Here is a 26,786-nt window from a genome sequence, read left to right as displayed (position 1 = left end):
ACAAAAGGCCCGGCATGATAGCATACCGGGCCCCTTGTTCAGCGTGTTACCAACCGCAGGTGCGGTCTTTGTTCTGCTCGTCAAGCCAGGCTTTGAGCGGCTCGAAATAGGCGATGATCGCTTCACCGCTCATCTCGCGGCTGCCGGTGAAGGCTTCAAGCGCATCCGGCCAGGGCTTCGAGGCGCCCATTTCCATCATGGCCTTGAACTTCTCGCCTACTTCCTTGTTGCCGTAGATAGAGCACTGGTACAGAGGGCCAGTCCAGCCTGCCTGGTCACAAGCGGCCTTGTAGAACTGGAACTGCAGGATGCGGGCAAGGAAATAGCGCATGTAAGGCGTATTGCCTGGGATGTGGTATTTCGCACCCGGATCAAACGCGTCCGCCGGGCGGTCGTTCGGTGCCTTCAGGCCCTGATATTCCTCACGCAGCTTCCACCAGGCGTCGTTATACTGGTCTGGTGTTACCTCGCCCGAGAAGACCTGCCAGCGCCACTTATCCACCATCAGGCCAAACGGCAGGAAGGCAACTTTATCAAGCGCCTGGCGCATCAGCGCCGGTACCGGGTCTGTGCTTTCCGGCACTTCGTCGATCAGGCCGATCTGCTTCAGGTAATCTGGCGTCATCGACAGTGCAACCATATCACCGATGGCTTCATGGAAGCCGTCATTGGCGCCATTCAGGTGCAGCGTGTCCTGGTTCTTGTAGGCGCGCTGGTAGAAGTTGTGACCAAGCTCATGGTGCACGGTAACAAAATCTTCCGCATTCACCTTGGTGCACATCTTGATACGCACGTCGTCTTTATTGTCGATGTCCCACGCGGAAGCGTGGCACTGCACTTCACGGTCCGCCGGTTTGACGAACAACGACCGGTCCCAGAAGGTATCCGGCAGTGGCTCAAAACCAAGCGAGGTGAAGAAGCCTTCAGCCGTTTTCACCATTTTCTTCGCGTCATAGCCTTTTTCAACCAGCAGGCTGGTCACATCCAGGCTGCCGCCCGCGGCCGCGTCAGGCTGGACCACATCATTGATGTTGCCCCATTCCTGCGCCCACATATTGCCCAACAGGTGTGCCGGGATCGGGCCGGTATCTGACACGACACGGTCACCATAGAAATCAGACAATTTCGCTCGCACCTGGCAATGGAGCGCATCATAGAGCGGCTTCACTTCAGCCCAAAGGCCGTCAACCATGGTGGCGAATTCGTCCGGGTCCATGTCATAGCCGGAGCGCCACATGGCGCCCACGTCCTTGTACCCAAGCTCACGCGCGCCTTCATTGGCGATATCCACCATGCGGGCGTAGTCACCTTTCATCGGCTTCGATATCTTGTGCCAGCCGTCCCAAGCCGCCAGCAGACGCTCCGGCGTGCGGTCGGACGCGATGATGTCTGACACACCGCCCAGCGACAGTGTCTGGCCTTCCATCTCGACCTTGCCGGTGCCGTATGTGGCATCAAGGTTCGCCTTGATCTTGGCAAGCTCAGCCGTCTTCGCAGCATCATCCGGTGCCGGCAGGGTCAGCCCACCCTTCAGGATGTTCATTTTGCGGCGCAGCTCTGCGGGCAGCTCCACATTCTCAAACCGTTTGGTCTCGTTCGCCAGCTTCACACCCAGAAGGGTGAAGGCTTCGTCCGCTTCCGCGACAATGGCGTTCGTGTCCACAGTGATGAAGTTTGCCTGCACCCATGCCTTGCGGCTGAGGCTGACGCTTTCATCAAAAAGCTGTTTCTCGGCATCTGCCATGAAGGCTGCCGCGTCTTCTGCGGTTGGTGCTTTTTCTTTTTCAGTGGTTGTATCGCCACATGCCGCAAGCCCAAGTGCCATCGCCGACATCAGCGCGATGGTTGATAGTCCTGATTTAAACTGTGCCATGATATCCCCTTTCAAGGCCTTATCGGAGTCCCCACACCGATCCAGCCATATCGGTCTTACAAATCGTCCCCGATAAGTCAACACGATTGGATACAATCACTGACGATTCATTAACCATCTTCACGATATGATCAGGAGGCTGCAGGCACCTGTTTTGAGAAAGGTTGTCCGCAAGGGCCGTGCCTGCCCGCCATGACGGGGGTCAGATGGAAACCGTATGACCGACAAGGCCAATAAATCAACACCGCCCCAAGGGCAATCTGTGCTGGACAAGATCGCCAGTCTTGTCGGCAAAGCCTATTTTAATGCCCTGACCAAACTGCTGTGTGAGGACATGGGCGCGGACATCGCCTATGTCGGGCTGCTGTCCGATGACAGAGAAGAGATGAAAACTGTCTCGCTTTACTGGGACGGTGCCCATATGGACTTCCAGAGTTGGCCCATCAATGACACCCCCTGCCTTGAAACCGTCAATAAGGACTTCTGTCTCCATGAGGCCACGGTACAGGCCCACTACCCTAAAGACAGCTTCCTGAAGAAAGAGCAGATAGAAGCCTATGTGGGATTCCCGCTGTTCGACGACCAGGGAACCGCCATTGGCGCAGTCGTGGCTGAAAGCCGCATGAAGCTTGAGGACAGCCAGCTTTTCGACTGCCTCCGCGCCGCACAATGCCGCACACAGGTGGAACTGCAGCACCATAAGGCTCTGGACACCATGCGCGAAACGCTAAGCCAGTCGCTGCTGTTGAACTATTCCAAGTCCATGTTCATGGCCAACATCACCCACGAACTGAGAACACCCCTGAGCGCCATCATTGGCTATGCATCGCTTATTCGCGACAGGCAGATCGAAGGCCCCCAGGTTCAGGAATATGCGGCAGAAATTTGTGCATCTGGTGAAGGGTTGCTGACGCTGATCAGCGATATCATGTCCCTTGCGATGCTCGAAATTTCCGATGAAACGGCAAAATCAGAGAAGTTCGACCTGACCGACCTGGCGCGCACCGGCAACCGCATGATCCAGCACCAGGCTGCGCAAAAGCATCTGAAGATCCTGGCCGCCACCCGGACCGAACCGCTGTATGTGAAGGGCGATGCAGGCCATACCAAGAAGGCCCTGATGAATATGCTGACGAACGCGGTGAAATACACCAGCATCGGGCATGTGGCGATTGAAGTGACAAAGCGCGAAGACGGCAGCGCTGTCCTGAGCGTAATCGATACCGGCATCGGCATGACAGATGACATACTGACCAAGGCGTGTGAACCGCTGACCAACTTCAAGAATGCCTATGACATGCATCAGGAAGGCTCAGGGCTTGGCATTCCCACCACCATGGTTTTGATGGACCGCCAGAAGGCCCGGCTGGAGATAGAGAGTGAAGTTGGCAAGGGCACCAAGGCGCATCTGGTGTTCCCGCCCGATCTGGTAATCGATGACGACGACGGCTTTATCTAAGGCCTGAATGCAAAAATGCCGGAGCAATCGCCCCGGCATTTTGAATGTCTCACGCTTTCGAAAACAGCTTACGCAGCAGCTTTCAGGATGCCCTGATTGAGGAGCGATTCCGCAATTTGGATCGCGTTCAGCGCCGCGCCCTTCCGGAGGTTATCGGAAACCACCCAGATGTTCAGGCCGTTCTTGACCGTCTTGTCTTCGCGGATACGGCTGATGAAGGTGGCGAAATCACCCACACATTCTTGTGGCGTGATGTAGCCGCCGTCTTCGCGCTTGTCGATCACAAGGCAGCCCGGCGCTTCGCGCAGCAGGGCACGTGCTTGCTTTTCGGTGATTTCCTTCTTGAACTCAATGTTGATCGATTCCGCGTGGCCCACGAACACAGGCACGCGCACGCATGTGGCCGTCAGCTTGATGTCCGGGTCCAGCATCTTGTGCGTCTCGGCCACCATCTTCCACTCTTCTTTCGTGTAGCCGTCATCCATGAAGACATCGATGTGCGGGATCACGTTGAAGGCGATCTGCTTGGTGAAATTCTCCGGTTTGATCGGGTCATTCACAAAGATCGCGCGAGTCTGGCTGAAAAGCTCATCCATCGCGGCGTTACCGGCACCGGACACAGACTGGTAAGTCGACACTACAACGCGCTTGATCACGGCGGCGTCATGCAGCGGCTTCAGGGCCACCAGCATCTGCGCGGTCGAGCAGTTCGGGTTGGCGATGATGTTCTTCTTGATCTTCAGGAGGTGATGCGGGTTCACTTCCGGCACCACAAGCGGCACGTCCGGGTCCATGCGGTAGAAGGACGAGTTGTCGATCACCATGGCGCCAGCATCGGCAGCCTTGGGGCCATACTCTTTCGACACACCGGAACCAGCAGCAAACAGCGCGATATTAACGCCCGTGAAATCGAACGTATCAAGCGCCTGAATGGTGAGTTCCTTATTGCCGTAATCCACCTTCTGGCCCATGGATTTTCGGGATGCAATCGCAATAATTTCTGTGGCAGGAAACTCCCGCTCATTCAGAATATTCAGCATTTCGCGACCGACATTACCAGTCGCACCTACAACAGCGACACGAAAACCCATCTTAATCTCCTATGGGGTGCAAAAATTGGAGCGTCTATTCACACTGCTCCACTCAAAAAAGCAAACACGAAGTATTTGCGCAAATAGTTAGTATTTCTACGCTTTAGGGGCGTTTCAGCCAAGTGTTTTCAAAATGGCGTCACCCATACCAGTGGTGCCGACTTTCTCAAAACCGTCGGCCCAGATGTCACCCGTGCGGGCACTATCCAGCGCCTTCGACACAGCGGCTTCAACCTGATCGGCCGCGTCACCCATATCCAACGAATAGCGAAGCGCCATGGCAAACGACAGGATCGCCGCAATCGGGTTGGCGATGCCCTGCCCTGCGATATCGGGTGCGGAGCCATGCACGGGCTCATAAAGGCCGGGCCCGCCAGAGCCGAGGCTCGCGCTTGGGAGCATGCCCAGGGAGCCTGTCAGCATCGCTGCGGCGTCAGAAAGCAGGTCACCAAACAGGTTGTCTGTCAGGATCACATCGAACTGTTTGGGGTTCTTCACCAACTGCATGGCGCAGTTATCGGCCAGGATATGCTCCAGCTTCACATCCGAATATTCCGCCGCGTGAAGTTTGGTCACTTCCTCGCGCCACAGAAGGCCCGATTCCATCACATTGGCTTTTTCCGCTGAGTGCACAAGGCCGTTCCGCTTGCGCGCCATCTCGAACGCCACGCGGGCGATGCGGATGATCTCCTGGTCCGTATAGCGCTGGGTGTTGATGCCCACACGTCCGCCTCCGGGCAGGTCTTCAATGCCGCGCGGCTCACCGAAATACACGCCGCCCGCCAGTTCGCGCACGAACAGGATATCAAGGCCGGCAACATATTCGCGCTTCAGGCTGGAGGCATCCGCAAGCGCGTCAAAGCACATGGCGGGCCTGAGGTTCGCGAACAGATCGAGATCCTTACGGAGCCGTAACAACCCCGCTTCCGGGCGCTTGTCATAGTCTGTCTTACCGTCCCACTGCGGGCCGCCCACACAGCCCATGACGATGGCGTCGGAGGCTTTCGCCTGCGCCAATGTGTCGTCTGTCAGCGGATGGCCGAATTCTTCATAGGAGCAACCGCCAATCAGGCCTTCGGAAACATCAAAAGACACCCCATAAGCGCCTTCAATCCAGCCCATAACGCGGCGCACTTCTGCCATGATTTCAGGGCCGATGCCGTCACCCGGCAGGAGCATCACTTTATGTGTGGTCATATCCAAACTCTCGTCTTTATCAGCCGCGGAACAGCCACGGGGTCATCAGTTTTTGCTTGTCTTCATAGCCCTTGATCACGCTGGCGGCCTGCAGCGTCTGGCCGATCTCATCGAGGCCATTGAGCAGCATTTCCTTGTGCGCCGGGTTGAAGTCGAACTCATATTTCGCGTTCTGGCACGTGACCGTCTGGTCATTCAGGTTCACATGAATCTCGTGCCCGGCTTCTGCGGCCAGCACCAGCGCATCCACTTCGTCCTGGCTGAGCGCCACGGTCAGGATGCCGTTCTTGACGCAGTTACCCGCGAAGATGTCGGCGAAGCTTGGGGCGATGATGCAGCGGTAACCAAGCTCCGCAATCGCCCACGGCGCATGCTCGCGGCTGGAACCACAACCGAAGTTATCGCCTACGATAAGGATTTTGGCACCTTTGTATTTGGGCCCATCAAAGACATTGTCTTCGATCCGGCTGCCGTCGGCGTTATAGCGCACGGTCTCGAACGCATGCTCGCCAAAGCCGGTGCGCTTGATCGATTTCAGATGCTTGGCCGGGATGATGATGTCGGTGTCCACATTCACGCGCGGGAACGGCGTGGCGATGGAGGTGACGCTGACGAATTTTTCCACGGGTCTTCTCCTCGCTTAAAAGTTTCTGACGTCAACAAAGTGGCCGGCGATCGCGGCCGCCGCCGCCATCGCGGGGCTCACCAGATGCGTGCGCGCGCCTGGGCCCTGGCGGCCAACGAAATTCCGGTTGCTGGTTGAGGCCACATGCTCGCCCGGGCCTGCCTTGTCAGGGTTCATGGCCAGGCACATGGAACATCCCGGGTCACGCCACTCAAAGCCCGCCTCGGTGAAAATCTTGTCCAAGCCCTCTTCTTCGGCCTGCAGCTTCACAAGACCGGAGCCCGGCACGATCATGGCCTCAATGATATGGTCGGCAACCTTGCGGCCCTTGATGATGGAGGCTGCCTCGCGCATGTCCTCGATCCGGCTGTTGGTGCAGCTGCCGATGAACACCCGGTCGATCTTGAAGCCGGTCATCGGCGTGCCAGCCGGGTAGCCCATATAATCCAGCGCCTTTTCGACCGCCTCGCGCTTGGCGGGGTCTTTGAAATCATCCGGACCGGGCACATTCGCTGTCACCGGCACTACATCCTCGGGGCTGGTGCCCCAAGTCACCAGCGGCACGATGGCGCTGCCGTCGATGGTGATTTCCTTGTCGAAATGCGCGCCCTCGTCAGACTTCAGCGACTTCCAGAAATTCACGGCCGCTTCCCACTGACCGCCTTTCGGCGCATAGGGGCGGCCCTTCAAGTAGTTGAATGTCTTCTCGTCCGGCGCCACGAGCCCGGCGCGCGCGCCCGCCTCGATCGACATGTTACAGAGCGTCATCCGTCCTTCCATACTCAGCGCCCCGATCACGGGGCCTGCGTACTCGATCACATGCGCCGTGCCGCCGCCGGTGCCGATGGCGCCGATGATGGCCATCGTGACGTCCTTGGCGGAACAGCCCTTCGGCAGCTCGCCCGTGACCGTCACCCGCATATTCTTTGATTTCTTCAGCTCAAGCGTCTGGGTTGCCAGCACATGCTCGACCTCACTTGTGCCGATTCCGAACGCCAGCGCGCCAAACGCCCCGTGGGTGGAGGTATGGCTGTCGCCGCACACCAGCGTCACGCCTGGCTGGGTAAAGCCCTGCTCGGGGCCCACCACATGCACGATGCCCTGCCGGTCGTCGGTCATGTCGATATAATCGAGGCCGAATTCCTTGGCGTTCTGTTCAAGCGCCGTCAGCTGGGCTGTGGACATGGGGTCCGGGTTCGGCTTGTCACGGTCTTTCGTCGGTACGTTATGGTCCGGCACCGCGATGATGCTGTCCACCCGGTGTACCGGGCGGCCCGCCGCGCGCAGGCCATCAAACGCTTGGGGGCTGGTCACTTCATGCACAAGATGCCGGTCGATATATAGAAGGGCCACACCGTTGCCGCGGTCTTCCACAACATGATGGTCCCAAATCTTATCATACATCGTTTTTGGCATCTCAAACTCCAGTCAGTACCTGCCGGTGTGGAAGCCCTTCGCGCGCAAAGCCTTTTCAGCCATCGGCGCCAGCAATTTCAAACCGGCCAAAATGAAAAACGGGGGCCAGACCTGCGTCCCGCCCCCGTTCTTTATATCCACCCTCAGCGCTTCGCAACAAATAATAAGCAAAGTGCCGAAAGTTTGAAATATTATTTCGCGTTCTTGCCGCGATTGAAGTCTTTCTTCTCGGCGATCCGAGCAGACTTACCAGTACGGCCACGCAGGTAGTAGAGCTTCGCACGACGTACTTTACCGCGACGAACAACAGTGATGCTGTCAACAACCGGACCATAGAGCGGGAATACACGCTCAACGCCTTCGCCGTAAGAAATCTTACGAACGGTGAAGTTGGAGCTCACACCTTTGTTGGAGCGCGCAATACATACGCCTTCATAAGCCTGGATACGCTCACGCTCGCCTTCGCGAACCTTCACGTTAACACGCAGGGTGTCACCAGCACCGAAAGTTGGGATTTCCTTACCTTCGGTCAGCTTTTCGATCTGCTCTTGCTCGAGCTTCTGAATAATATTCATCGGTCTTCAACCTTTTTTCTTACTTGCCTGCTCATAGGTCGACCAGAGATCCGGCCGGCGTAAACGGGTCAACTCTTCTGCTTTTTCACGGCGCCACTGGGCGACGCGTTTGTGGTGCCCACTTGTGAGCACCTCGGGAATTTCCCGACCTTCCCAGACCTGAGGCCTGGTATATTGCGGATACTCAAGTAACCCGCTTTCGAAGCTCTCTTCATCGAGCGTCTCGGTCTTGCCCATGATGCCCGGCAGCAGACGAACCACCGCATCCAGCATCACAAGCGCCGCGGGCTCACCACCCGAAAGGATAAAATCCCCAACGCTCACTTCTTCCACGCCCCGGGCTTCAAGAACGCGTTCATCAACGCCTTCGAAGCGACCACACAGTAGCGTGACACCCCCTGCTTCCTGCCAGCGCTGCGCTTCCGATTGGTCGAAGCGCTTGCCGCGTGGGCTCATGTAAACCAGGGGCCATTCGGGCTTGGCATCCGCTCTCGCGACATCAATTGCCTTGCCCAAAATATCGGCGCGCATCACCATCCCCGGGCCACCGCCCGCGGGGGTATCGTCCACCGAGCGGTGCTTATCGCTCGAAAAATCGCGGATGTCCAGCGTTTTTAGCGCCCATTTGCCCTCATTCAGGCCTTTTCCTGCGAGCGACTGGCCAAGGCATCCCGGGAACATATCCGGGAAGATGGTCAATATCTGGGCGGTAAAGAGCGGGTCCATCATTTCGCGCCCTCTTCCGTGTCGTCTGGGTCGCGTTCGCTGATGTGGGTTTCGACCCAGTCATCAAAGGCGATTTCGACGAATCCGCCACGGATATCCACCACCGGCACATAGGCCTTGCGGAACGGAATGAAGGCGTGGCGGCCAAGGCCCTTGAGGGGTTTTGTCAGCACCAGTTCCAAGAGGTCTTCGGCCCCGAAATTCTCAACTGCGCGCACGATGCCAAGTACAGCACCCGACGCATCGCGGGCTTCAAGCCCGATCAGGTCAGCCAGATAGAACTCATCTTCGTCTTCGGCCTCAAGCGCCTCGCGGGAGACATAAAGCCGGGTGCCCTTCAGCGCCTGCGCGTCTTCGCGGTTCATAACGCCGTCAACCCGCACGATGAAACCGTCAGGAGCGTCGCGGAGCAGCTTGACCTTCAGCGCCGGGCCATTCGCCCCCTTGTGAAGGGATGGATAGGCGAACAGGGCATTCGGCACATCGGTGAAAGACTTCAGGCGCACGTCGCCCCGAACCCCGTGCGCGCCCGCAAAGGCACCCACGCAGATCCAACCGTCTTCAATGCCGCGCTGGCGGTGTTCTTCCGATGCGTTAGCCATGTCTATGGTCCTGACAATAAAAGTCAGCCGCGTGTCTATGGTGCGGCGGGGGAAGAGTCAAGAATTCTGCGCTCTTTAGTCCGCCACATAGAAGATATGATTGCCGATGATGGCGCTGACTTCGGCATCTGAAAGGAAATCCGGACGTTCGATTCCGATGCTGTGATAATAGGTGGCACCGTCCGTAATATCCCAAAGAAGCCCCATCTGCGCGAAGGTCGCCAGCCATTTAGCCCGCTGAAAACTGGGGTCGTCCTCAGCTACAGCATCAAGCTTCTGCCGATTGGGATCATCCCTATTATAGGCCGTAAACTGGTAGGGCTGCAGTGCCACACCTGACAAGCTGTTCGGGAAGCGTGGGTCCCGCTTGCGGTTCATCATGACATTCAGGACAGCATGCATTCCGTCATCAGGCTCGCCGCGCGCTTCGCCCCACGCCACACGCGCCGCCCATTCGACATTATGCTTCCAGTAAAACCACGCACTGGTGATGGCCAAAAGCAATACGCCAATCGCCGTCAGTTTGAGTTTCATGCTAAACCGCATCCCATCCATATTTTATATGTGGGGTGGGTCTGCCAAAATTTCATCTGATAAAAAACGGCGCGCTGGTTGCCCGACGCGCCGTCTTTAATTGGATAACAGCAAAGCTTACTCAGCAGCAGCTTCTTCAGAAGCTTCTTCAGCTGGGGCTTCTTCTGCAGGCGCAGCAGCAGCGGCTTTCGCAGCTTCTTCAGCTTCCTTGGCGGCTTCAGCAGCAGCTTCAGCTTTGGCTTTTTTCTCTTCGATCAGCTCGAGAGCTTTCTGGCCTGGCTTACCTTTGTTCGGGTTGTTGCGAACAGTTTTCTCAACAGCGCCAGCGGCTTCAAGGAAGCGAGCAACACGGTCAGAAGGCTTCGCGCCTTTGCCCATCCACTCTTTTACGCGGTCGAGGTCGATTTGAACGCGGTTCTCGTCGTCTTTCGCGAGCATTGGGTTGTAGGAACCGATTTTCTCGATGAATTTACCATCGCGACGGGAGCGGCTGTCAGCCACAACGATGCGGTAGTAAGGACGTTTCTTCGCGCCACCACGGGCCAGACGAATTGCAAGTGCCATTTTATTTTCCTTTCAGATCCCCGGCCAACCTTGGTCCGGGAGTATTCTCAAGTTTCAGTGCGTTCCCTTACGAGAACAGTTTGTCAAATCCTGGTGGGAGGCCACCGGGCATACCGCCGCCCATTCCACCTGGCATCATTGGCATACGGCCCTTTTTGCCCATAGCGGACATTTTCTTCATCATTTTGGCCATCTGCATATGCATTTTCAGGAGCTTGTTCACCTCTGGCACGCTGGTGCCTGACCCCGCCGCGATCCGCTTCTTGCGGCTAGCGTTGATCATTTTCGGTTGTTTGCGCTCCTTCTGCGTCATGGAAGAAATGATCGCTTCCTGACGCTTGAACACCTTGTCGTCCATGCCGGCATTCATGGCGCCCTTCAGCTTGCCCATACCGGGCAGCATGCCAAGCACGCCCTTCATGCCGCCCATCTTCGCCATCTGCTGAAGCTGGGTGCGCAGGTCATCAAGGTCGAATTCGCCTTTGGCCATTTTCTTGGCCATCTTTTCAGCGTCTTCTTTTTCAATGGTTTCGGCTGCTTTTTCCACGAGGCTGACAACGTCGCCCATGCCGAGGATCCGGCTTGCCACACGCTCGGGATGGAAATCCTCAAGCGCATCCATCTTTTCGCCGGTACCCGCAAGCTTGATCGGCTTGCCTGTAACAGCCCGCATGGAAAGCGCCGCACCGCCACGGCCGTCACCATCCATACGCGTGAGCGCCACGCCGGTAATCCCGACCTGCGCATCAAATTCTTTCGCCACATTGACGGCGTCCTGACCCGTCAGGCTGTCCGCCACCAGAAGCGTCTCAAGCGGCATCGCCGTGTTGCGCACTGCCACAACCTCGGCCATCAGGCTCTGGTCGATGTGCAGGCGGCCGGCGGTATCCAGCATCACAACGTCAAAACCCTGCAGCTTCGCGGCGTCCATGGCACGGCGGGTGATCTCCACCGGCATCTGGCCCTCGATGATCGGCAGCGTCTTGACGCCGATCTGCTCACCAAGAATCTTCAACTGCTCCTGGGCGGCCGGGCGGCGAACGTCGAGTGACGCCATGAGAACCTTCTTGTTCTCTTTTTCCGTCAGGCGCTTCGCGATCTTCGCCGTCGTCGTGGTTTTACCGGAGCCCTGCAGGCCCACCATCAGGATCGCCACAGGCGGCACACCCGCGGTGTTGATGGCGCTGGTCTCACTGCCGAGCATGGCAACAAGTTCGTCATTGACGATCTTGACAACCTGCTGGCCCGGTGTGACCGACTTCAGCACCTGCTGGCCGATAGCCTTTTCTTTCACCCGGCTGACGAAATCCTTGACGACCGGCAACGCAACGTCGGCCTCCAGAAGCGCAACACGCACTTCCCGAAGCGCTTCGGTAACGTCCGATTCCTTCAGCGCACCACGGCGCTTCAGTCCATCAAAAATACCACTCAGCCGGTCAGACAGGCTATCAAACATATGCAAAACCACCTTTGCAACGGTTCTAAATTCAAATTACCCAACAAGGACTTAGCCAAATGCCAATCGCACCAGTGGGCGAAACTCGCTGACTGGTGGGCACCCCAAAGCTCGGGTCTTCGTAGGCGCTGCGGCAATGTCTCTTCCTGTGGGAAGCGCGCCTTACATAGGAAGAAGGGGGCAAGGAGTCAAGTAAAACAGGGCATGCGCCGCGGCGTTTTCAGCGGCCCGACTTGAGCAGTGACTGGATGGTTTCCATCAGTTCCTCGATCACGATGGGCTTGCCCACGTGGGCATCCATGCCCGCCGCCAGATAGCTTTCCACATCCGGCGTGAGCGTGTTGGCTGTAAGCGCAATGATCGGGGGTGGCGATTTCATCTTTTCCTTGATGACCTTCGTAGCGGTCGGGCCGTCCATCACCGGCATGCGCACGTCCATCAGCACCAGGTCGAATCCGGGCTTTTCCGCCAAGGCCGCTTCCACAGCAGCCTCACCGTTCGCGACAACCATCACCTCCCAGCCTTTGGCCGTCATCAGCTTGCGGATCAGCACCTGATTGACCAGGTTATCTTCCGCCACCAGTACCTTCAGGTGGCCAACAGCCGCCATACTTTCGCTGGCGGCCTGCACAGAGGCCTCACGCAGCACTTTCTGGGATTTGGGCAGCGTCACCGCAACCCGGAACTCTGACCCTTCACCCACGGTGCTTTCGACACTGATATCACCCTCCATCAGGGCCACAAGTTCTTTGATAATGGCAAGCCCGAGGCCCGTGCCGGTCTGGGCGCGGGTCGTATCGTCCCCCAATTGCTCGAATCGCTCGAACAGGGTGTCGATGCGGTCTTTGGGGATGCCGGCACCGCTGTCACAGACCCGCCAGGTCAGGCGCACGGCGTCGCCTTCTTCTTCGGCATCCAGATAGATATCGGCACCGCCCTTTTCGGTAAACTTGATGGCATTGCCCAGAAGATTGAACAAAATCTGCCCCAGTCGAACACTGTCCCCCAACACCCACAGGTCCCCTGCTGCAGGCGTATGAACAGTGACCGATATGCCCTTTGCCTCCGCCTGACTGCGCAGCATGCCCGCCACATCGCGAGTCATCGCCAGCGCATCCATCGGGCCAACATTCAGTTCAAACTTACCGGATTCAAGTTTCGAATAGTCCAGGATATCGTTGATAATGGCCAGCAGATAGCCTGCGCTGGTCTTGGCGGTTTTCAGCAGCTGGTCCTGCTCTGAATTCAGCTCTGTACTTCGCAGCAGGTCCATCATGCCAAGCACCCCTGTCATGGGGGTCCTGAGTTCATGGGACATATTGGCCAGAAAGCGGTCTTTCGCCTTCAAGGCGCCCTCAAGGGAGTCGGCCTTGTCCTCAAGCTGCAGCTGGAGTTCCACCCTTTTACGGATAGCAGGCGCGCGGGTGAAGAAAGCCGCGATGGAGATCAGCAGGCACCCAATCAGCAGCGAAATCACTTCAACGCCCAGCACCGGCATGTTGGCCGCGGCCACGATGAAAGTGGCAACACACAAAAGCACCAGCGCAAACCAGACACGGAGCTGGGTTGTGCTGATACCGAAAACGATGATCGCCAGCCCGGCACTGAAAAACTGGTTCTTGTTGCCGGTAAGATACATGTTCCCGAAGACATTCAGGATCACCAGGCAGCCCAGAAAAAACGTGGTCAGCTCGATCTTGACCTGCGGCAACTGGCGTATCCTGCAGTATAGGAAAACCCCAATTCCGATCAGGGCAGAAGGAATGGAAATAGCAGCCAGATAGGGTACAATTTCAGGGGGAAACTTCAGGAAATAACCGACTGACCGCAGGCCGTAATAAAGCGCCAGGGTAAGCCCCAACATCTTGAGGTAATTCTGGGCGATGACATTCATCTCCGCCTGAACTGCTTCAGCCGTGTAATGCTGGTCCACCCCTATGCCGCCTGGTGGCTCTTTTTCGCTCACAGGTTCCGTCCCCAACCCCAAAATTATGATTCAGGCATTTACCCACACATACCGGCAACTTGCAAGCTGGCGCCGGGCCAGGCCTACTCAGGCGGGTTGTGTCGGGCCATCAGTATTTTCGCGATGGCTGACCTGAGTTCTTCCATATTGATCGGCTTGCCCACATGGGCGTCCATGCCGGCCTCCAGATACCGGGCCACATCTTCCTTCATGGTGTTGGCTGTCAGCGCGATCACGGGGGGCGGACTGACCATCTTTTCCTTGATGATACGGGTGGCCGTCAGGCCATTCATCACCGGCATCTGAACGTCCATCAAAATCAAATCATAGGGCTTGTCTGTCTTGGTGGCGGCCGCCACGGCCGTTTCACCGTTTTCCACCATCTGCACCGTCCAGCCCTGCTTTACCAGAAGCCGTTCAATCAAGGCCTGGTTGACCTTATTATCCTCGGCCACAAGAATCCGAAGCGGCAGGGACAAGACGGCTTCCGGTACTGCGACTGCAGGCGCCGCTTTCAGCTGATCTGCACCCAGGCGCTCCAGCGGCACGGTGAAACTGAACTCTGTCCCCTCACCCACGACACTTGCGACCTCCACATGTCCACCCATCAGGGCCAGCAGCTCCTTGATGATGGCAAGGCCAAGGCCTGTGCCCTGCTGTTGCTGGCGGGTACTGGAAGCATCCAGCTGTTCGAACCGGTCAAACAGCTTGGTGATGCGGTCTTGCGGAATGCCCGCGCCCGTGTCGGACACGATCCATTCAATGGACAGCCGATCCTGGTGGGTATGGAGCTGCATCGTCACCGTCACCCCGCCCTTTTCGGTAAACTTGATGGCGTTGCCCACCAGGTTAAACAGTACCTGACCAATACGCACGCCATCGCCGTTCACCACAATGAGGTCTTCATCTGGCAGATTGAGCGTAAGGGCAATGTCCTTCGCCTGCGCCTGAGAGCGCAGCATTTCCACCACATCCTGCGTGATGGCAACGGCGTCCATGGGCGCCGGCTTCAGCTCGAACTTGCCGGATTCCAGTTTCGAATAATCCAGGATGTCATTGATGATCGCCAGCAGGTATCCCGCGCTGGTTTTGGCGGTTTCAAGCAGGCGGGCCTGTTCCTTGGTCAGCTTTGTGTCGCGCAACAGGTCCATCATGCCCAGAACGCCGGTCATCGGCGTGCGCAAATCATGGGTCACGTTAGCCATGAAGCGGTCCTTGGCCTTGTTTGCAGCCTCAAGCTTCTGCGCCTTGTCGATAAGTTCAACCTCCAGGTCCATCCGATCCCGGATGACAGAGAGGCGGGCTTTGAACGCCAGAAAAGAGAGCGCGCCACCCGTCAGCAAATAAAACAGGAAAGGTTTGTCGTCAGGTGGCCCGATCGTCGCCAGCACTGCACCATAACCGGCAACCACAAAAGCCACCTGCGCAAGCCAGTTCCAGACGGAAATCGTGCCCAGGCCTGCAGCAACCAGTACAAATGCCATATTGGGCGTGATTTCAGCATTGAACCCCTCAATATAGGCGAGTGCTGTATTCCCGATCAAAGCCAGGCAGATAACGAAAAAATTGACCTCTACTGCCTTGCGCCCCAATTGCTGCGCCTGGGCCTTCCGGGAAATCCATATCCCATAAAAAGCCGTCAGGAATGCAGGAACCGCAAGCACAACCGGGTCCCCACCCTTTGAGTCTATAAGAAAGGCTGTACCACGCAGGCTGTAGAAAACGCTCAGCACAACGGCCATCGCGCCCAGATACCGCTGGGAAATCTTGTTGAGTTCTATCGCCAGCAGGTCCGGCACTGCTGCAATGCCATGCTCATCGGACGGTTTCACGTCTGTATCCGCAGCCTCATGGGTCATACGCTTGTGTGCTCCCTGCGCTCGGTAAGTACAGTTTGCACTGCGGCTTTCAGGTCATCAAGCTGGATTGGCTTGCCCACAACGGCGTCCATGCCAGCCTGCTGATATGCCGCAACATCCTCGGCCATTGTATTAGCTGTCAGGGCAATAATCGGAACCTGCCCCCGCTTCCCATCCGATGTCCGAATGGCCTTGGTTGCCTCTGTCCCGTCCAGGCCCGGCATACGGACATCCATCAGGATCAAATCGAAATCCTGACCCAGCGCTGCTTCCAGAGCCTGGTTGCCGTCTTCGGCGAACTGCAGGGTCCAGTTCAGTTTGGCCAAGAGCTTCCCGATCAGCAAACGGTTCACATTGTTGTCTTCGGCCACAAGAACCGAAAGCTTTTCCGGCAGGACTTCTGGCGCTTTACCAGCCTGATCTTCCTGGCTCGCCGCCAATTCAGCATTGGTAGCCAGGGGCAGCTGAACCTCGAAAACAAAGCGCGCGCCCTGGCCTTCCGCAGCTTCGGCATACAGGTGTCCGTCCATGAGACGCGCCAGTTCGCGGCATATCGACAGCCCGAGGCCCGCACCGCCCTGTTTCTTCACCGCCGACCCGTCTGCCTGCTCAAATCTGGCGAACAGGCGCTCCATTTCCTCACTGGAAAATCCGATCCCGGTATCGACCACCTCAAACGTCATAGGCTGTCGGCCCTCAGCCTGTGAGCCCAGGCGTATGCTCACATCCACCTTGCCTGCATCGGTAAATTTGATGGCATTGCCCACCAGGTTGAACAGGATCTGGCCAATACGAACACTGTCCCCCATGGTAGGGGGACAGGCCGACGCAGCGTCATGGAACGTCAGCTTGAGGCCTTTTTCTTCGGCGGTTGGCCTGAGCAAATCAACAACCTGGCTCGCAATCTCGTCAGCCCGAAAGGCCTGCTCTGTCAGCCTGAGCTTGCCTTCCTCCATCCGCGCCAGATCAAGGATATCGTTGATCAGGGTCAACAGGGTGTTGGCGCTGAACTGGGCCGCTTTCAGGAATTCCTGCTGCTCGCCTGTCAGCCGCGTATCGCCAAGGAGGCGCATCATGCCCAGAACCCCGGTCAGCGGGGTTCTGAGCTCATGGCTGGTGTTGGCCAGGAACATGCCTTTGGCCTCATTGGCCCGACGGGCCTCCTCTGCAGCCTGCTCCGCCTCCTTGAGGAGTGCCCGGGCCTCACGGGCCTTCTGGGCCAGCGCATGAGACTTGGACCTGTTGGATATCAACAACCGTTCCACGTTCGACAGGGTTCGGTAGCGCTGGACAAAACATAGGCCGCTGAGCACCAGGCTGGCCACCCCCATGAACGCGATGTGGATCGTAAGCGGCCCGCCAAGCGAATAGAGGCACCCGACAAAGAAAAAAGAGCTGACAGCCACAAGGCCGATATAGACGCTGGGCAGCAGCGTAATGAACCCGAAAGCCAGCAAAATCAGCACGGCGTTAGTCAGCTGCAGGATATCCCCTGTCATCTCCACATGAAGATAAACCAGCAAGATGACCGCAAATGCTGACGGCAAGAAGGCTGCGTGGCTGAACCGCTCCGGAATCTTCTGAAGCCGCAGCAATATCCAGGTTATGATGCTGATCATGGACGCGGCGAAAGACAGAGATGCAAGCGGCAGGCGGACGTCCGCAGAAAGTACCAAGACATGGGAAATACCCGTGAACAGGTAATAGAGCGCCATAACCAGGGTGATCGTTGGCAACTGGCCAAGATAGATGCCATCCAGAGCCTGGCGGACCTGGCGCGCCCGGCTGGATTTCCGCGACATTTTATCGTTCTTCGTCAACACCACCTGTGGCGCAACCTCTTCCCATACTAACCTGCCCTTCCCAAAAGCAGGCCCGCCCCCAGATCGCGGTCGAAGCCTGCACTATATTTCCTAAAAGATAAAGGGCGGGTAAACCCGCCCTTCAAAACAATTATCGCTGCTCAAGCCTTATGAGTTGGCGGCGATGAAGGCGTCCACCTGATCCTCAAGGATCGTGAGCGGCATTGCACCGCCATTCAGCACCAGGTCATGGAAGGCTTTGATGTCGAACTTTTCGCCCAATGCCTCTCTTGCCTTGTCGCGCAGCCGCAGCATCGTCAACTGGCCAACCTTGTAACCGGTAGCCTGGCCCGGCCAAACGATGTAGCGCTCGATCTCGGTCACCACGTCAGACATGGCCATGCCGGTATTGGACGCCATATAGTCAATCGCCTGCTCGCGGGTCCATTTCTTGGCGTGGATACCGGTGTCGACTACCAGACGCACCGCCCGGAACAGTTCAGACTGCAGCGCACCAATCTTGTCGTCATTGGTTTTCATGAAACCAAGTTCCCAACCCACGCGTTCGGCATAAAGCGCCCAGCCTTCAATATAGGCGCCATAGCCCGCAAATTTGCGGAACATTGGCAAGTCTTCCTGCTCCTGCTGCAGCGCGATCTGGTAATGGTGGCCCGGCACGGCTTCATGGTAGGTCAGCGCGCGCATGCCGTATATGGGCGTGCCCTTGATGTCATACAGGTTGGCATAAAACTGGCCAGGACGGCTGCCATCCATGGCTGGCGAATTATAGTATCCGCCAGGCGCACCCTGCTCCATGAATTCAGGCACCCGCACTACTTCAACCGGCGCTTTCGGTTTCATGTTGAACTGGTCTGCGATGCCCGCATCAATTTCCTCGATCAGGGCGGCGTAATCTTTCAGGATCTGCTCACGGCCCTCGGGTGTATCAGGGTAATAGTGCCGCGGCTCATCAGCGTATCCATTGATCAGATCGGCAAACGGGATGGATGTATCGTAGCCCATTTCCGCAAAGATCGACAGCATCTGGGTCTGGATACGGTCCACTTCACTGAGGCCAAGCTGGTGAATTTCTTCTGCCGTCATGTCAGTGGTAGTGAAATGCTTCAACCGGGTCTGGTAGAAACGCTCACCGTCCGGGAATTTCCAGGCACCGGCATCATTGTTTGATTTCGTCTTCAGCGCAGCCACATAGGTCTGCATATCAGCCCAGATCGGGTTGATCACGTCGGTGATCGCAGCTTCGATTTCCGCCAGCACACGGTCTTTTTCGGCCTGGTCGGCGTCGAGCGCGTCAATCTTGTCTTTGACCCCGGCATAAAGCGCATTTTCCTTTGGGTCGTCCTTGACGAAAGGATTAAGCTGCGCTTCCACTTTTTCCAGAATGAAGGTTGGCGGAATGATGCCCAGTTCTTCGCGCTTCTTCAGCTGCTCCATCATCTGGTCAAACTGGGTACGGGCCGCACGCAGGCGCGCCACATAATAGTCCGCTTCTTCCAGATCCTGAATTGAGTGGGTGCCGGTCATGAAGGCCGGGAAATTGTTGTGCCAGCCATAAAGCTGGGTCAGCGGGTAGTTATAATAGTCATACTCCGGGTGCTCCAGGTCTTCCTTCAGCCCATAAGCCATCAGCCTCTTGTTCAGGCGTTGGTCGGCATCGAGGCCGTCGTCATCGTATGACATCAGAATTTCGTAGTTTTCCTGGGTCCGTGCGCGCTGCACTTCGTCGTGCGCCAGCGACAGATCATCCAGTTCGGCATTATGGCCAGTGATGCCCCATGGCTCCAGCATGCGAAGCGAGCTCATGGTTTGCGGGCTATCGAGACCCTCCTGAACGATCACACGAGTCTGGAAATGATCGAAGCTGAACGGCTTGAACCAGACTAGTTTAGAGACATAAACGCCCCCCACGAGCACCGCGACTGTCGCAATGCCGCCCAATAATTTTTTGACGGACATGGTATCCTCCCTGTTGTTTTATGACCGCAGAATAGCCCAATCCTGAAAAGTCTCAAGTCGGTTCTTTTCTGCAGATTTTCAGCCAATCCGCAATAAAGCCTTCACAGCCACCACCCGAGTCGATATTGAATTTAGACAAGGGAAACGGGAGGAAACAGAATGGCCAATCAGCAGGGCGAAATTCATCGCCACGGTGAAACACGTGCAAAGTACCAAACCATTGGCTTGTTCCTGGGGCCACTGCTGTTCCTGGCTGTCATGCTCAGTGCACCGCCTGCGGCCCTGTCCGCTGATGCCTGGTCCGTGGTTGCGCTTGCTGTGCTGATGGCAACCTGGTGGGCCACCGAAGCCATCCCCGTGCCGGCCACAAGCCTGCTGCCTTTGGTGATGCTGCCGCTTCTGGGGGCCGCCAGCTCAAGCGAGGCCTCCTTGCCTTACGCCAAACCGGTAATCTTCCTGCTGCTGGGCGGCTTCATCGCTGCCATGGGCATGCAGAAATGGGACCTTCACCGGCGGATTGCGCTCAATATCCTCGCCCGCGTCGGTGACCACCCAGCGGCCCTGATCGCGGGCTTCATGGCGGCGTCGGCGCTGCTTTCGATGTGGATATCCAACACCGCCACCACACTGATGATCGTGCCCATCGCGCTGACAGTCGCGCAGACCATCCTCAAGGAAAAAGCAACCGGCCACCGCTTTACCATAGCGCTTCTGATCGGCTGCGCCTGGGCGGCCTCCATCGGGGGGCTTGGCACCTATATCGGCACGCCGCCGAACCTGTTTGTGAAAGCTTTCATCCAGCAGTCAACGGGCCGGGAAATCCTGTTCATCGAATGGATGGCCTTCGCCATTCCCGTTGTGTTGACCATGGTGCCGCTAGCGTGGCTGGTGCTGACCAAAATCTGCTTCCCGTTTGACGCCAAATTGGCGCGCGGTGGGGCTGAGGTGGTGCAGACCGAACTTCAGGCCATGGGCCGCATCACAACGCCGGAAAAGCGGGTTGCCGTCGTCATGACCTGCATGGCGCTTTTGTGGAGCTTCCGCCAGGTGCTGGTGGACACCCAGTGGCTGACAGACCTGATGCCCTTCGTCGCCCGCATGTCAGACATGCATATTGCCGTGGCGGCAGGCCTTGCCATGTTCCTGATCCCGGCGGGCGGCGGCGAAGCCAACAAGCACAAGGCGCTGCTGTCATGGGAAAGCGCGGTTGAGCTGCCATGGGGCGTGATCCTGCTGTTCGGCGGCGGGCTTAGCCTTGCGGCTGCCATTCAAGCCACCGGCCTCGCGGTTTGGCTGGGGAACCATATGGTGGGGCTTTCTGGCGCCCACCTGTTCGTGATCATGCTGGTGATTGTCGGCATGGTGATTTTCCTGACGGAACTGACCAGCAACACAGCCACCACAGCAGCCCTTGTGCCGGTGCTGGGCGCGCTGGCGACCAGCGCCGACATTGACCCCATCATGCTGGCGGCACCCACCGCCATGGCGGCCAGCTGCGCCTTCATGCTGCCGGTGGCCACGGGGCCGAACGCGGTGATCTTCTCAACCGGGCAGCTGCATGTGCCGGACATGATGCGTGCGGGCTTATGGCTCAATGTGATTGGCACCTTTGTGGTGGCGGCGCTGTGCTACAGCCTGCTACCCATGGTGTTCGGCTAATCGCGCCAGGCATCCGCTGGCGCATTCACCATGGGGTGCGCCAGGAAGGCCGCATTGTCTGCAGTGAGGCGTTCAAGAAACGCTGCTCGCTCTGCGTCTGTGAAACGCACCTGTTTGGGCGTGCCAAGGATGTCTATCAGCTCAGTTTCGGTCAGGCGGCGGTTGCCGCTCAACCTGATCTCCTCGCCCGGGGCCAGTTCATCAAGCCCAAGGAAGTTCATTGCCCACCGCCCGCGTTTCGCCCGGGGCATGCTTTCCAGCACGCCAAATCGGCACGCGGAAGCCAGTCCAGCCTCTTCCACCTGCCTCAACAGGCGCATCCAGGATGCATTCTCAAGCCCGATCGGCGCCACAAAGTCGGGGAAAGATAACCGCGTCCCACGCGGCACCCGAAAGGCGTAGGCAGATTCAAGGAAGCGGTCCTGCCGCCGGGCAATGAACCTGAGCTCAATATCGAAGGAGCGGGACAGCGCTTTGACCGCAGACAGAAAATTCCCGAAATGAGGATAAAAGCCCGTGTCCCGCACCCCGGGCATCAAACCCAGCAGTAATTCCTCGCTGATCACAATGCGGTCCGCCCTGATGCGCTTCAGCATGGATGCAACCAACTTGAGGCGCAGGCTGGAAACCAGGGAATCATCCTGATGGCGGTACAGAAGCCGGAGCTGCCGGCCTGTCAGCCAGCCTTCCAGATCTTCCCTGAGCAGCAGCGCCGTGCCAGTGGCTTCAATGGCCGCCCGCCGCGCGCGCAGCATGTCCTGCACTGCGGTCGATGCGCAGCGGTGAAACCCCGCGTGAATGATGATTTGTTGTCGTGCTGCCACCAAGCCTGCCTTAATCCGCCAAAATCTTCTGCCAGATGCACAGAAATCCATAGACTCTGCGCTATGAGAACCCATATAAGCGGCCTCATGGAAAAAGGCCAGCATATGCGCCCGTTCCTGAAGATGCATGGACTGGGCAATGACTTCATCATTTTTGACGCCCGCGAGGACGACCTCGCGCTGGCGGATGAAGCCGTGCGTGCATTGTCTGACCGCCGCCGCGGCATCGGATGCGACCAACTGATCATCCTGAGAACAAGCGGCAAAGCCGACATCTTCATGGAAATTCGCAACGCCGACGGCAGCCGCGTGGGTGCTTGCGGTAACGCTACCCGCTGCGTGGGCCAGCTGGCGCTGGATGAAAGCGGCAAAGAAAAGGTCCTGATCGAGACAGACGCAGGCCTGCTGACCGCCACCCGCGCAGAGGCGGGCATAAGCGTCAACATGGGCCCGGCGCGGCTGGCATGGGATGAGATCCCGCTGGCGCGCGAAACGGACACGATGAAGATCGATTTCGCCATGGGCCCACTGTTCGAACCCACGTGCGTCAATATGGGCAACCCGCATGCAGTCTTTTTCGTTGAGGACGCCGACGCGGTTGACCTGCCCTACTGGGGCCCGCAGGTTGAAAAGAACGCGATGTTCCCTGAGCGTGTGAATGCCTCGGTTGGGACCGTGAAAGGTGATACAATCCGCCTGCGTGTGTGGGAACGCGGGGCTGGCATCACCGATGCCTGCGGCACCGCCGCCTGCGCCAGTGTTGTCGCGGCCTCGCGCCTTGGCCTCATTGACCGCAAGGCCACCGTAATGCTGGACGGCGGCCCGCTTGAGGTTGAGTGGCTCGCGGACGGCACGGTACAAATGACAGGCGCGGCGACGCTGGCGTTCAAAGGCGAGGTCGCACTGTGAGCGACATGATGAAAAAAGAACCAGAAATCGTGACCTTCGGCTGCCGCCTCAATGCTTATGAAAGCGAGGTGATGCGCCGTCACGCGGAAGACGCCGGGCTTGATGATGTGATTATCGTCAACACCTGCGCCGTCACGGCTGAGGCCACGCGCCAGGCACGCCAAAGCATTCGCCGCATGAAGCGCGAACGACCCGACACGCCCATCATCGTCACCGGTTGCGCGGCACAGATTGACCCGATGCAGTTTTCCAAAATGGATGAGGTCGCGACCGTTCTGGGGAACCAGGAAAAGCTCGAAGCCAAAAGCTTCGTCGGCCTTGGTCGCGCGGGGCTTGACCTGTCGAACGCGCCGCGCGTCCAGGTGAATGATATCTTTTCCGTCAAGGAAACCGCGGGCCACCTGATCGACGGTTTCGGCGAGCGCGCCCGCGCGTTTGTGCAAATCCAGAATGGCTGCAACCACCGCTGCACCTTCTGCATCATCCCCTATGGCCGCGGCAACAGCCGGTCTACGGGCGTGGGCGAAGTGGTCGACCAGATCAAACGGTTGGTGGACCGCGGCTTCAAGGAAGTGGTGCTGACGGGCGTGGACATCACCAGCTTCGGCGAGGACCTGCCGGGCACGCCAACCCTCGGCACGCTCGTACAGAAAATCTTGCATTTGGTGCCGGACCTGCCGCGTCTTCGGATTTCCTCCATCGACAGCATTGAAGTGGATGAGCCGCTTTATGACGCGATCATCCATGAGCCACGCGTGATGCCGCACCTGCACCTGAGCTTGCAGGCTGGCGACGACATGATCCTGAAGCGCATGAAACGCCGCCATCTGCGCGGCGATGCCATCGAATTCACAAACCGCGTGCGCACTGAGCGCCCCGACATGGTATTCGGTGCTGACATTATCGCCGGTTTCCCGACAGAGACGGAAGAGATGTTCCAGAACAGCCTTCGCCTTGTGGAGGAATGCGACCTCACGTGGCTGCATGTGTTCCCCTATTCCGAACGCGAGGGCACGCCCGCCGCCAAAATCCCGAACAAGGTGCCGAAGGACGTGCGTAAAGAACGCGCTGCCCGCCTGCGCGCTGCCGGTGACAAGCGCGTGGCTGAGCTGTTCCAGCGCGCCGAAGGCGCCGACGCCAATGTGCTGGTGGAACGCATCGGCCACGACGGCAACCCCATCGGCCACAGCGAACAATTCATCCCGGTGGTCATTGAAGGCCCCGCCGAGCCCGGCGATATCGTGCCTGTGCGCTTGACGCCACGCGATGAAAACGCCATGTCTGGCATCAAGACCCAACCATAAGCCTGCCTGAGGAAACGCCTGTGAGCGAGAAAAGAAGCTGGTTCCAACGCCTGACTGGCAAGAAATCCGAGACGGAAGAGCAGCCAAAGCCTGACGTGCAGGCCGAAGAACAGGCGCCAGAACAGCCTGCCGAGCAGCCTGAAGAACCGGTAGCGCCAGCAGCTGAAGTGGCAGAAGTAGTCCCCACACCAGTTGTTGCAGAACCTGTCCCGGCGCCCGAGCCAGAGCCCGAAGCAACACCGGAACCTGCACCCGAGCCAGATCCTGAACCTGAGCCCGAACCTGTTGCTGAGCCTGAGCCTGAGCCAACGGCTGAGGAAATACCTGCTGAGAAGCCATCAGAGAAGAAAAGCTGGTTCCAGCGCCTGAAGGAAGGGCTGAAGAAATCCACCAGCGCCATCTCTGGCGGCATTGCGGATATCTTCACCAAGGGCAAGCTGGATGATGACACGCTTGAGGAACTTGAAGACCTTCTGATCACGTCTGACCTGGGCGTTGCTGTCGCCTCCAAGCTCACCGGTACGCTCGCCAAGGACCGGTTCGACAAGGAAATCACCGGCGACGAGGTGAAAAAGGTACTGGCTGCCGAGGTTGAGAAAATCCTCACCCCTGTCGCCAAGCCGCTGGCTGTGAACCCCTCCAACAAGCCCCACATCATCCTGATGGCGGGTGTGAATGGTGCGGGGAAAACCACCACCATCGGTAAGCTAGCGAAAAAGTTCCGGGAAGACGGCAAGTCGGTAATGCTGGCGGCAGGCGATACCTTCCGCGCAGCCGCGGTCGAGCAGCTTCAGGTGTGGGGGGACCGCAACGGTGTGCCGGTTGTCACCAAGGAAATCGGCGCAGACGCAGCAGCGCTCGCGTTCGAAGCGGTTGAGCGCGCAACGGCAGAAGGCACAGACGTGCTCTTGATCGACACAGCTGGCCGCCTGCAGAACCGCGAGGAACTGATGGCGGAACTTGCGAAGGTCGTGCGCGTGATTGGCAAGAAGGTCGAGGGCGCGCCGCACGACACGGTGATCGTGCTGGATGCCACCACAGGCCAGAATGCGGTCCATCAGGTGGAAGTGTTCCAGAAGCTTGCGAACATCACAGGCATCATCATGACCAAGCTGGACGGCAGCGCCCGCGGCGGTGTGCTGGTGGCCTGCGCCGAAAAATTTGGCCTGCCAGTGCATGCGATTGGCGTTGGGGAAGCCATCGAGGACCTTCAGCCCTTCGACGCAGCCGAGTTTGCCCGCGCCCTGGTGGGCATCGAGGACTAAATAATGCTCTCGCTGGGAAATATTGAGTGGGTGTAATATTCAATTGGATTGAGATTTGGTTACTTGGCCTTGCATTAGGCTGGGGACTTTTCAAACTGTGGGACCGCAGGCAAACCAGTCCGATCATGGCCGCGCTGCGCGACCCAGCGTGGATCACGCCAGTTGAAGAAGCAGACACGCCTGAACCCCTGACGGCGCAGACCAGCTTCGATTTTGCCGCAAGCTATGCCGCCACACTCAAGGGCGCGCTGGCGTCCCCGACACCAGCGAAACTTGAGCGCCTGAACGCCCTTCTGGCCTCACCCCACAACCTGGAAGACCTGCTGTGGCGCGATATGCCCATGCGGCTTCGGGAAGCCTTCCGCAGCTATGGCAGGGAATATACCGCGCTGCTGGAGACCGTGGCCGAACATTCAAAGAACCCTGTGCAGCTTTATGCCGCCTTCCGCCTGGCCATCTGCCTGCCCGATGCCCCACAAAAGGTGCGCGACCTGGGTATGAAACTCGGGGAAAATCCCGCCGCCAAGAAAGCCAGGGGCCGGGGCTGATCAACACTCAGATTTCTCGCGCGTCATGCGCCGGAGTGTTCCATCCTTGAGCACAAACGCATGGTACATAGCGCCGATAAGGTGGAGCGCCACGAGCCCGGCCAGCACCCACCAGCCATAGATGTGGATTTCCTCGAACAGATGGTGCAGCGCCATGTCGCGCTCGAACGGAGTGGGCACGGCGAACAGCCCAAAGAAGGGCACATCCCAGCCCACTGTCATCAGCGTCAGCATGCCAGCGGCAATTACCAAAAATATCACTAAATAGAGCACCCGATGCACAGTGTGGGCGAGGGCATTCAGCCGCGTGGCCGACGGGTCAAGCGGCCTCGGGCGCACGCCTTTCATGCGCACCCCCAGCCGCACGACCATGAAAGCCAGAAGCAATAGCCCGAAGGAGGCGTGAAGCGTCAGCAGTTCGGTTTTCTCGTCCCCGCGCGGCATGTCAGCGAAAATGAAGCCGACAACAGACATCCCGACCATCAGAAGCGCCACCAACCAATGCAGTGACTTGGCAAGCCAGCCGTAGCCGCTTTCGCTATTCCACATTCCGTT

At 58.0% G+C, this 26,786-nt stretch carries 23 protein-coding genes; 6 read left to right on the top strand and 17 right to left on the bottom strand.

All coding sequences use genetic code 11. The features are described from left to right. Positions 1-46: 46 nt before the first annotated feature. Positions 47-1,873, bottom strand: coding sequence for a M2 family metallopeptidase (locus B3Z17_RS10215; RefSeq protein WP_286829714.1), 1,827 nt, complete (start codon positions 1,871-1,873; stop codon positions 47-49). Positions 1,874-2,090: 217 nt separating this feature from the next. Between B3Z17_RS10215 and B3Z17_RS10210 the strand changes: the two genes are divergently transcribed. Then, complete coding sequence (locus tag B3Z17_RS10210) at positions 2,091-3,332, top strand: GAF domain-containing sensor histidine kinase (RefSeq protein ID WP_286829713.1); 1,242 nt, start codon at positions 2,091-2,093, stop codon at positions 3,330-3,332. Between the two features lie 68 nt (positions 3,333-3,400). Here B3Z17_RS10210 and B3Z17_RS10205 read toward each other — a convergent pair whose 3' ends face one another. The 14 genes from B3Z17_RS10205 to B3Z17_RS10140 form a co-directional block, all read right to left on the bottom strand. Continuing rightward, positions 3,401-4,423: an aspartate-semialdehyde dehydrogenase gene (locus B3Z17_RS10205; protein WP_286829712.1), complete on the bottom strand. Its 1,023-nt coding sequence runs from the start codon at positions 4,421-4,423 to the stop codon at positions 3,401-3,403. Between the two features lie 114 nt (positions 4,424-4,537). Next, positions 4,538-5,620: a 3-isopropylmalate dehydrogenase gene (gene leuB, locus B3Z17_RS10200; protein ID WP_286829711.1), complete on the bottom strand. Its 1,083-nt coding sequence runs from the start codon at positions 5,618-5,620 to the stop codon at positions 4,538-4,540. Positions 5,621-5,639: 19 nt separating this feature from the next. Then, positions 5,640-6,245 (bottom strand): 3-isopropylmalate dehydratase small subunit, encoded by a 606-nt coding sequence (leuD, locus tag B3Z17_RS10195; protein ID WP_286829710.1) that lies wholly within the window; start codon positions 6,243-6,245, stop codon positions 5,640-5,642. A 15-nt stretch (positions 6,246-6,260) separates the two neighbouring features. After that, positions 6,261-7,673, bottom strand: coding sequence for a 3-isopropylmalate dehydratase large subunit (leuC, locus tag B3Z17_RS10190; RefSeq protein WP_414672773.1), 1,413 nt, complete (start codon positions 7,671-7,673; stop codon positions 6,261-6,263). 179 nt (positions 7,674-7,852) lie between these two features. Continuing rightward, on the bottom strand, positions 7,853-8,236 hold the full coding sequence (gene rplS / locus B3Z17_RS10185; protein ID WP_068304395.1) for a 50S ribosomal protein L19: 384 nt from the start codon (positions 8,234-8,236) through the stop codon (positions 7,853-7,855). A gap of 6 nt (positions 8,237-8,242) precedes the next feature. After that, positions 8,243-8,962, bottom strand: a complete 720-nt coding sequence (trmD, locus tag B3Z17_RS10180) for a tRNA (guanosine(37)-N1)-methyltransferase TrmD (RefSeq protein ID WP_414672772.1) — start codon at positions 8,960-8,962, stop codon at positions 8,243-8,245. Continuing rightward, positions 8,962-9,564: a ribosome maturation factor RimM gene (gene rimM / locus B3Z17_RS10175; protein WP_286829707.1), complete on the bottom strand. Its 603-nt coding sequence runs from the start codon at positions 9,562-9,564 to the stop codon at positions 8,962-8,964. Before rimM ends, trmD begins: the two co-directional genes overlap by 1 nt. 75 nt (positions 9,565-9,639) lie before the next feature. Continuing rightward, positions 9,640-10,098 (bottom strand): cell wall hydrolase, encoded by a 459-nt coding sequence (locus B3Z17_RS10170; protein WP_286829706.1) that lies wholly within the window; start codon positions 10,096-10,098, stop codon positions 9,640-9,642. A gap of 117 nt (positions 10,099-10,215) precedes the next feature. Further along, complete coding sequence (rpsP, locus tag B3Z17_RS19630) at positions 10,216-10,662, bottom strand: 30S ribosomal protein S16 (RefSeq protein WP_068304402.1); 447 nt, start codon at positions 10,660-10,662, stop codon at positions 10,216-10,218. A gap of 67 nt (positions 10,663-10,729) precedes the next feature. Continuing rightward, on the bottom strand, positions 10,730-12,118 hold the full coding sequence (gene ffh / locus B3Z17_RS10160) for a signal recognition particle protein (protein ID WP_286829705.1): 1,389 nt from the start codon (positions 12,116-12,118) through the stop codon (positions 10,730-10,732). A gap of 220 nt (positions 12,119-12,338) precedes the next feature. Then, positions 12,339-14,084, bottom strand: coding sequence for an ATP-binding protein (locus B3Z17_RS10155; protein ID WP_286829704.1), 1,746 nt, complete (start codon positions 14,082-14,084; stop codon positions 12,339-12,341). Positions 14,085-14,167: 83 nt separating this feature from the next. Continuing rightward, on the bottom strand, positions 14,168-15,943 hold the full coding sequence (locus B3Z17_RS10150) for a hybrid sensor histidine kinase/response regulator (RefSeq protein ID WP_286829703.1): 1,776 nt from the start codon (positions 15,941-15,943) through the stop codon (positions 14,168-14,170). Then, on the bottom strand, positions 15,940-17,745 hold the full coding sequence (locus B3Z17_RS10145) for an ATP-binding protein (protein ID WP_286829702.1): 1,806 nt from the start codon (positions 17,743-17,745) through the stop codon (positions 15,940-15,942). Before B3Z17_RS10145 ends, B3Z17_RS10150 begins: the two co-directional genes overlap by 4 nt. A gap of 168 nt (positions 17,746-17,913) precedes the next feature. Continuing rightward, complete coding sequence (locus tag B3Z17_RS10140) at positions 17,914-19,722, bottom strand: DUF885 domain-containing protein (protein WP_286829701.1); 1,809 nt, start codon at positions 19,720-19,722, stop codon at positions 17,914-17,916. A gap of 159 nt (positions 19,723-19,881) precedes the next feature. Between B3Z17_RS10140 and B3Z17_RS10135 the strand changes: the two genes are divergently transcribed. Next, positions 19,882-21,381, top strand: a complete 1,500-nt coding sequence (locus B3Z17_RS10135; RefSeq protein WP_286829700.1) for an SLC13 family permease — start codon at positions 19,882-19,884, stop codon at positions 21,379-21,381. Here the strand turns inward: B3Z17_RS10135 and B3Z17_RS10130 are convergent. Then, positions 21,378-22,205: a hypothetical protein gene (locus B3Z17_RS10130; protein WP_286829699.1), complete on the bottom strand. Its 828-nt coding sequence runs from the start codon at positions 22,203-22,205 to the stop codon at positions 21,378-21,380. The genes B3Z17_RS10135 and B3Z17_RS10130 overlap by 4 nt on opposite strands. A 63-nt stretch (positions 22,206-22,268) precedes the next feature. Here B3Z17_RS10130 and dapF point away from each other — a divergent pair, with 63 nt between their 5' ends. The 4 genes from dapF to B3Z17_RS10110 are packed head-to-tail and all read left to right on the top strand — an operon-like array spanning position 22,269 to position 26,231. After that, complete coding sequence (gene dapF, locus B3Z17_RS10125) at positions 22,269-23,114, top strand: diaminopimelate epimerase (RefSeq protein ID WP_286829698.1); 846 nt, start codon at positions 22,269-22,271, stop codon at positions 23,112-23,114. Positions 23,115-23,122: 8 nt separating this feature from the next. Then, entirely contained in the window at positions 23,123-24,418 is a 1,296-nt protein-coding gene (gene mtaB, locus B3Z17_RS10120; RefSeq protein WP_286829697.1) for a tRNA (N(6)-L-threonylcarbamoyladenosine(37)-C(2))-methylthiotransferase MtaB, read from the top strand. A 20-nt stretch (positions 24,419-24,438) separates the two neighbouring features. Beyond that, positions 24,439-25,683: a signal recognition particle-docking protein FtsY gene (ftsY, locus tag B3Z17_RS10115; protein ID WP_286829696.1), complete on the top strand. Its 1,245-nt coding sequence runs from the start codon at positions 24,439-24,441 to the stop codon at positions 25,681-25,683. 26 nt (positions 25,684-25,709) lie between these two features. Then, a complete protein-coding gene (locus tag B3Z17_RS10110) occupies positions 25,710-26,231 on the top strand; it encodes a hypothetical protein (protein ID WP_286829695.1) in 522 nt (173 codons plus the stop codon). On the opposite strand, the gene B3Z17_RS10105 is transcribed toward B3Z17_RS10110, so the two are convergent. Further along, the gene (locus B3Z17_RS10105; RefSeq protein WP_286829694.1) at positions 26,232-26,780 is read right to left on the bottom strand and encodes a cytochrome b; all 549 of its coding nucleotides are present in this window, start codon (positions 26,778-26,780) and stop codon (positions 26,232-26,234) included. Positions 26,781-26,786: the final 6 nt, after the last annotated feature.

Source organism: Kordiimonas sp. UBA4487 (genome assembly GCF_002389025.1).
In the GTDB taxonomy this organism is placed as follows: Bacteria; Pseudomonadota; Alphaproteobacteria; order Sphingomonadales; family Kordiimonadaceae; genus Kordiimonas; species Kordiimonas lacus.
The sequence above is the reverse complement of the archived record's forward strand: the minus strand, read 5'-3'. Positions and strand labels throughout refer to the sequence as shown.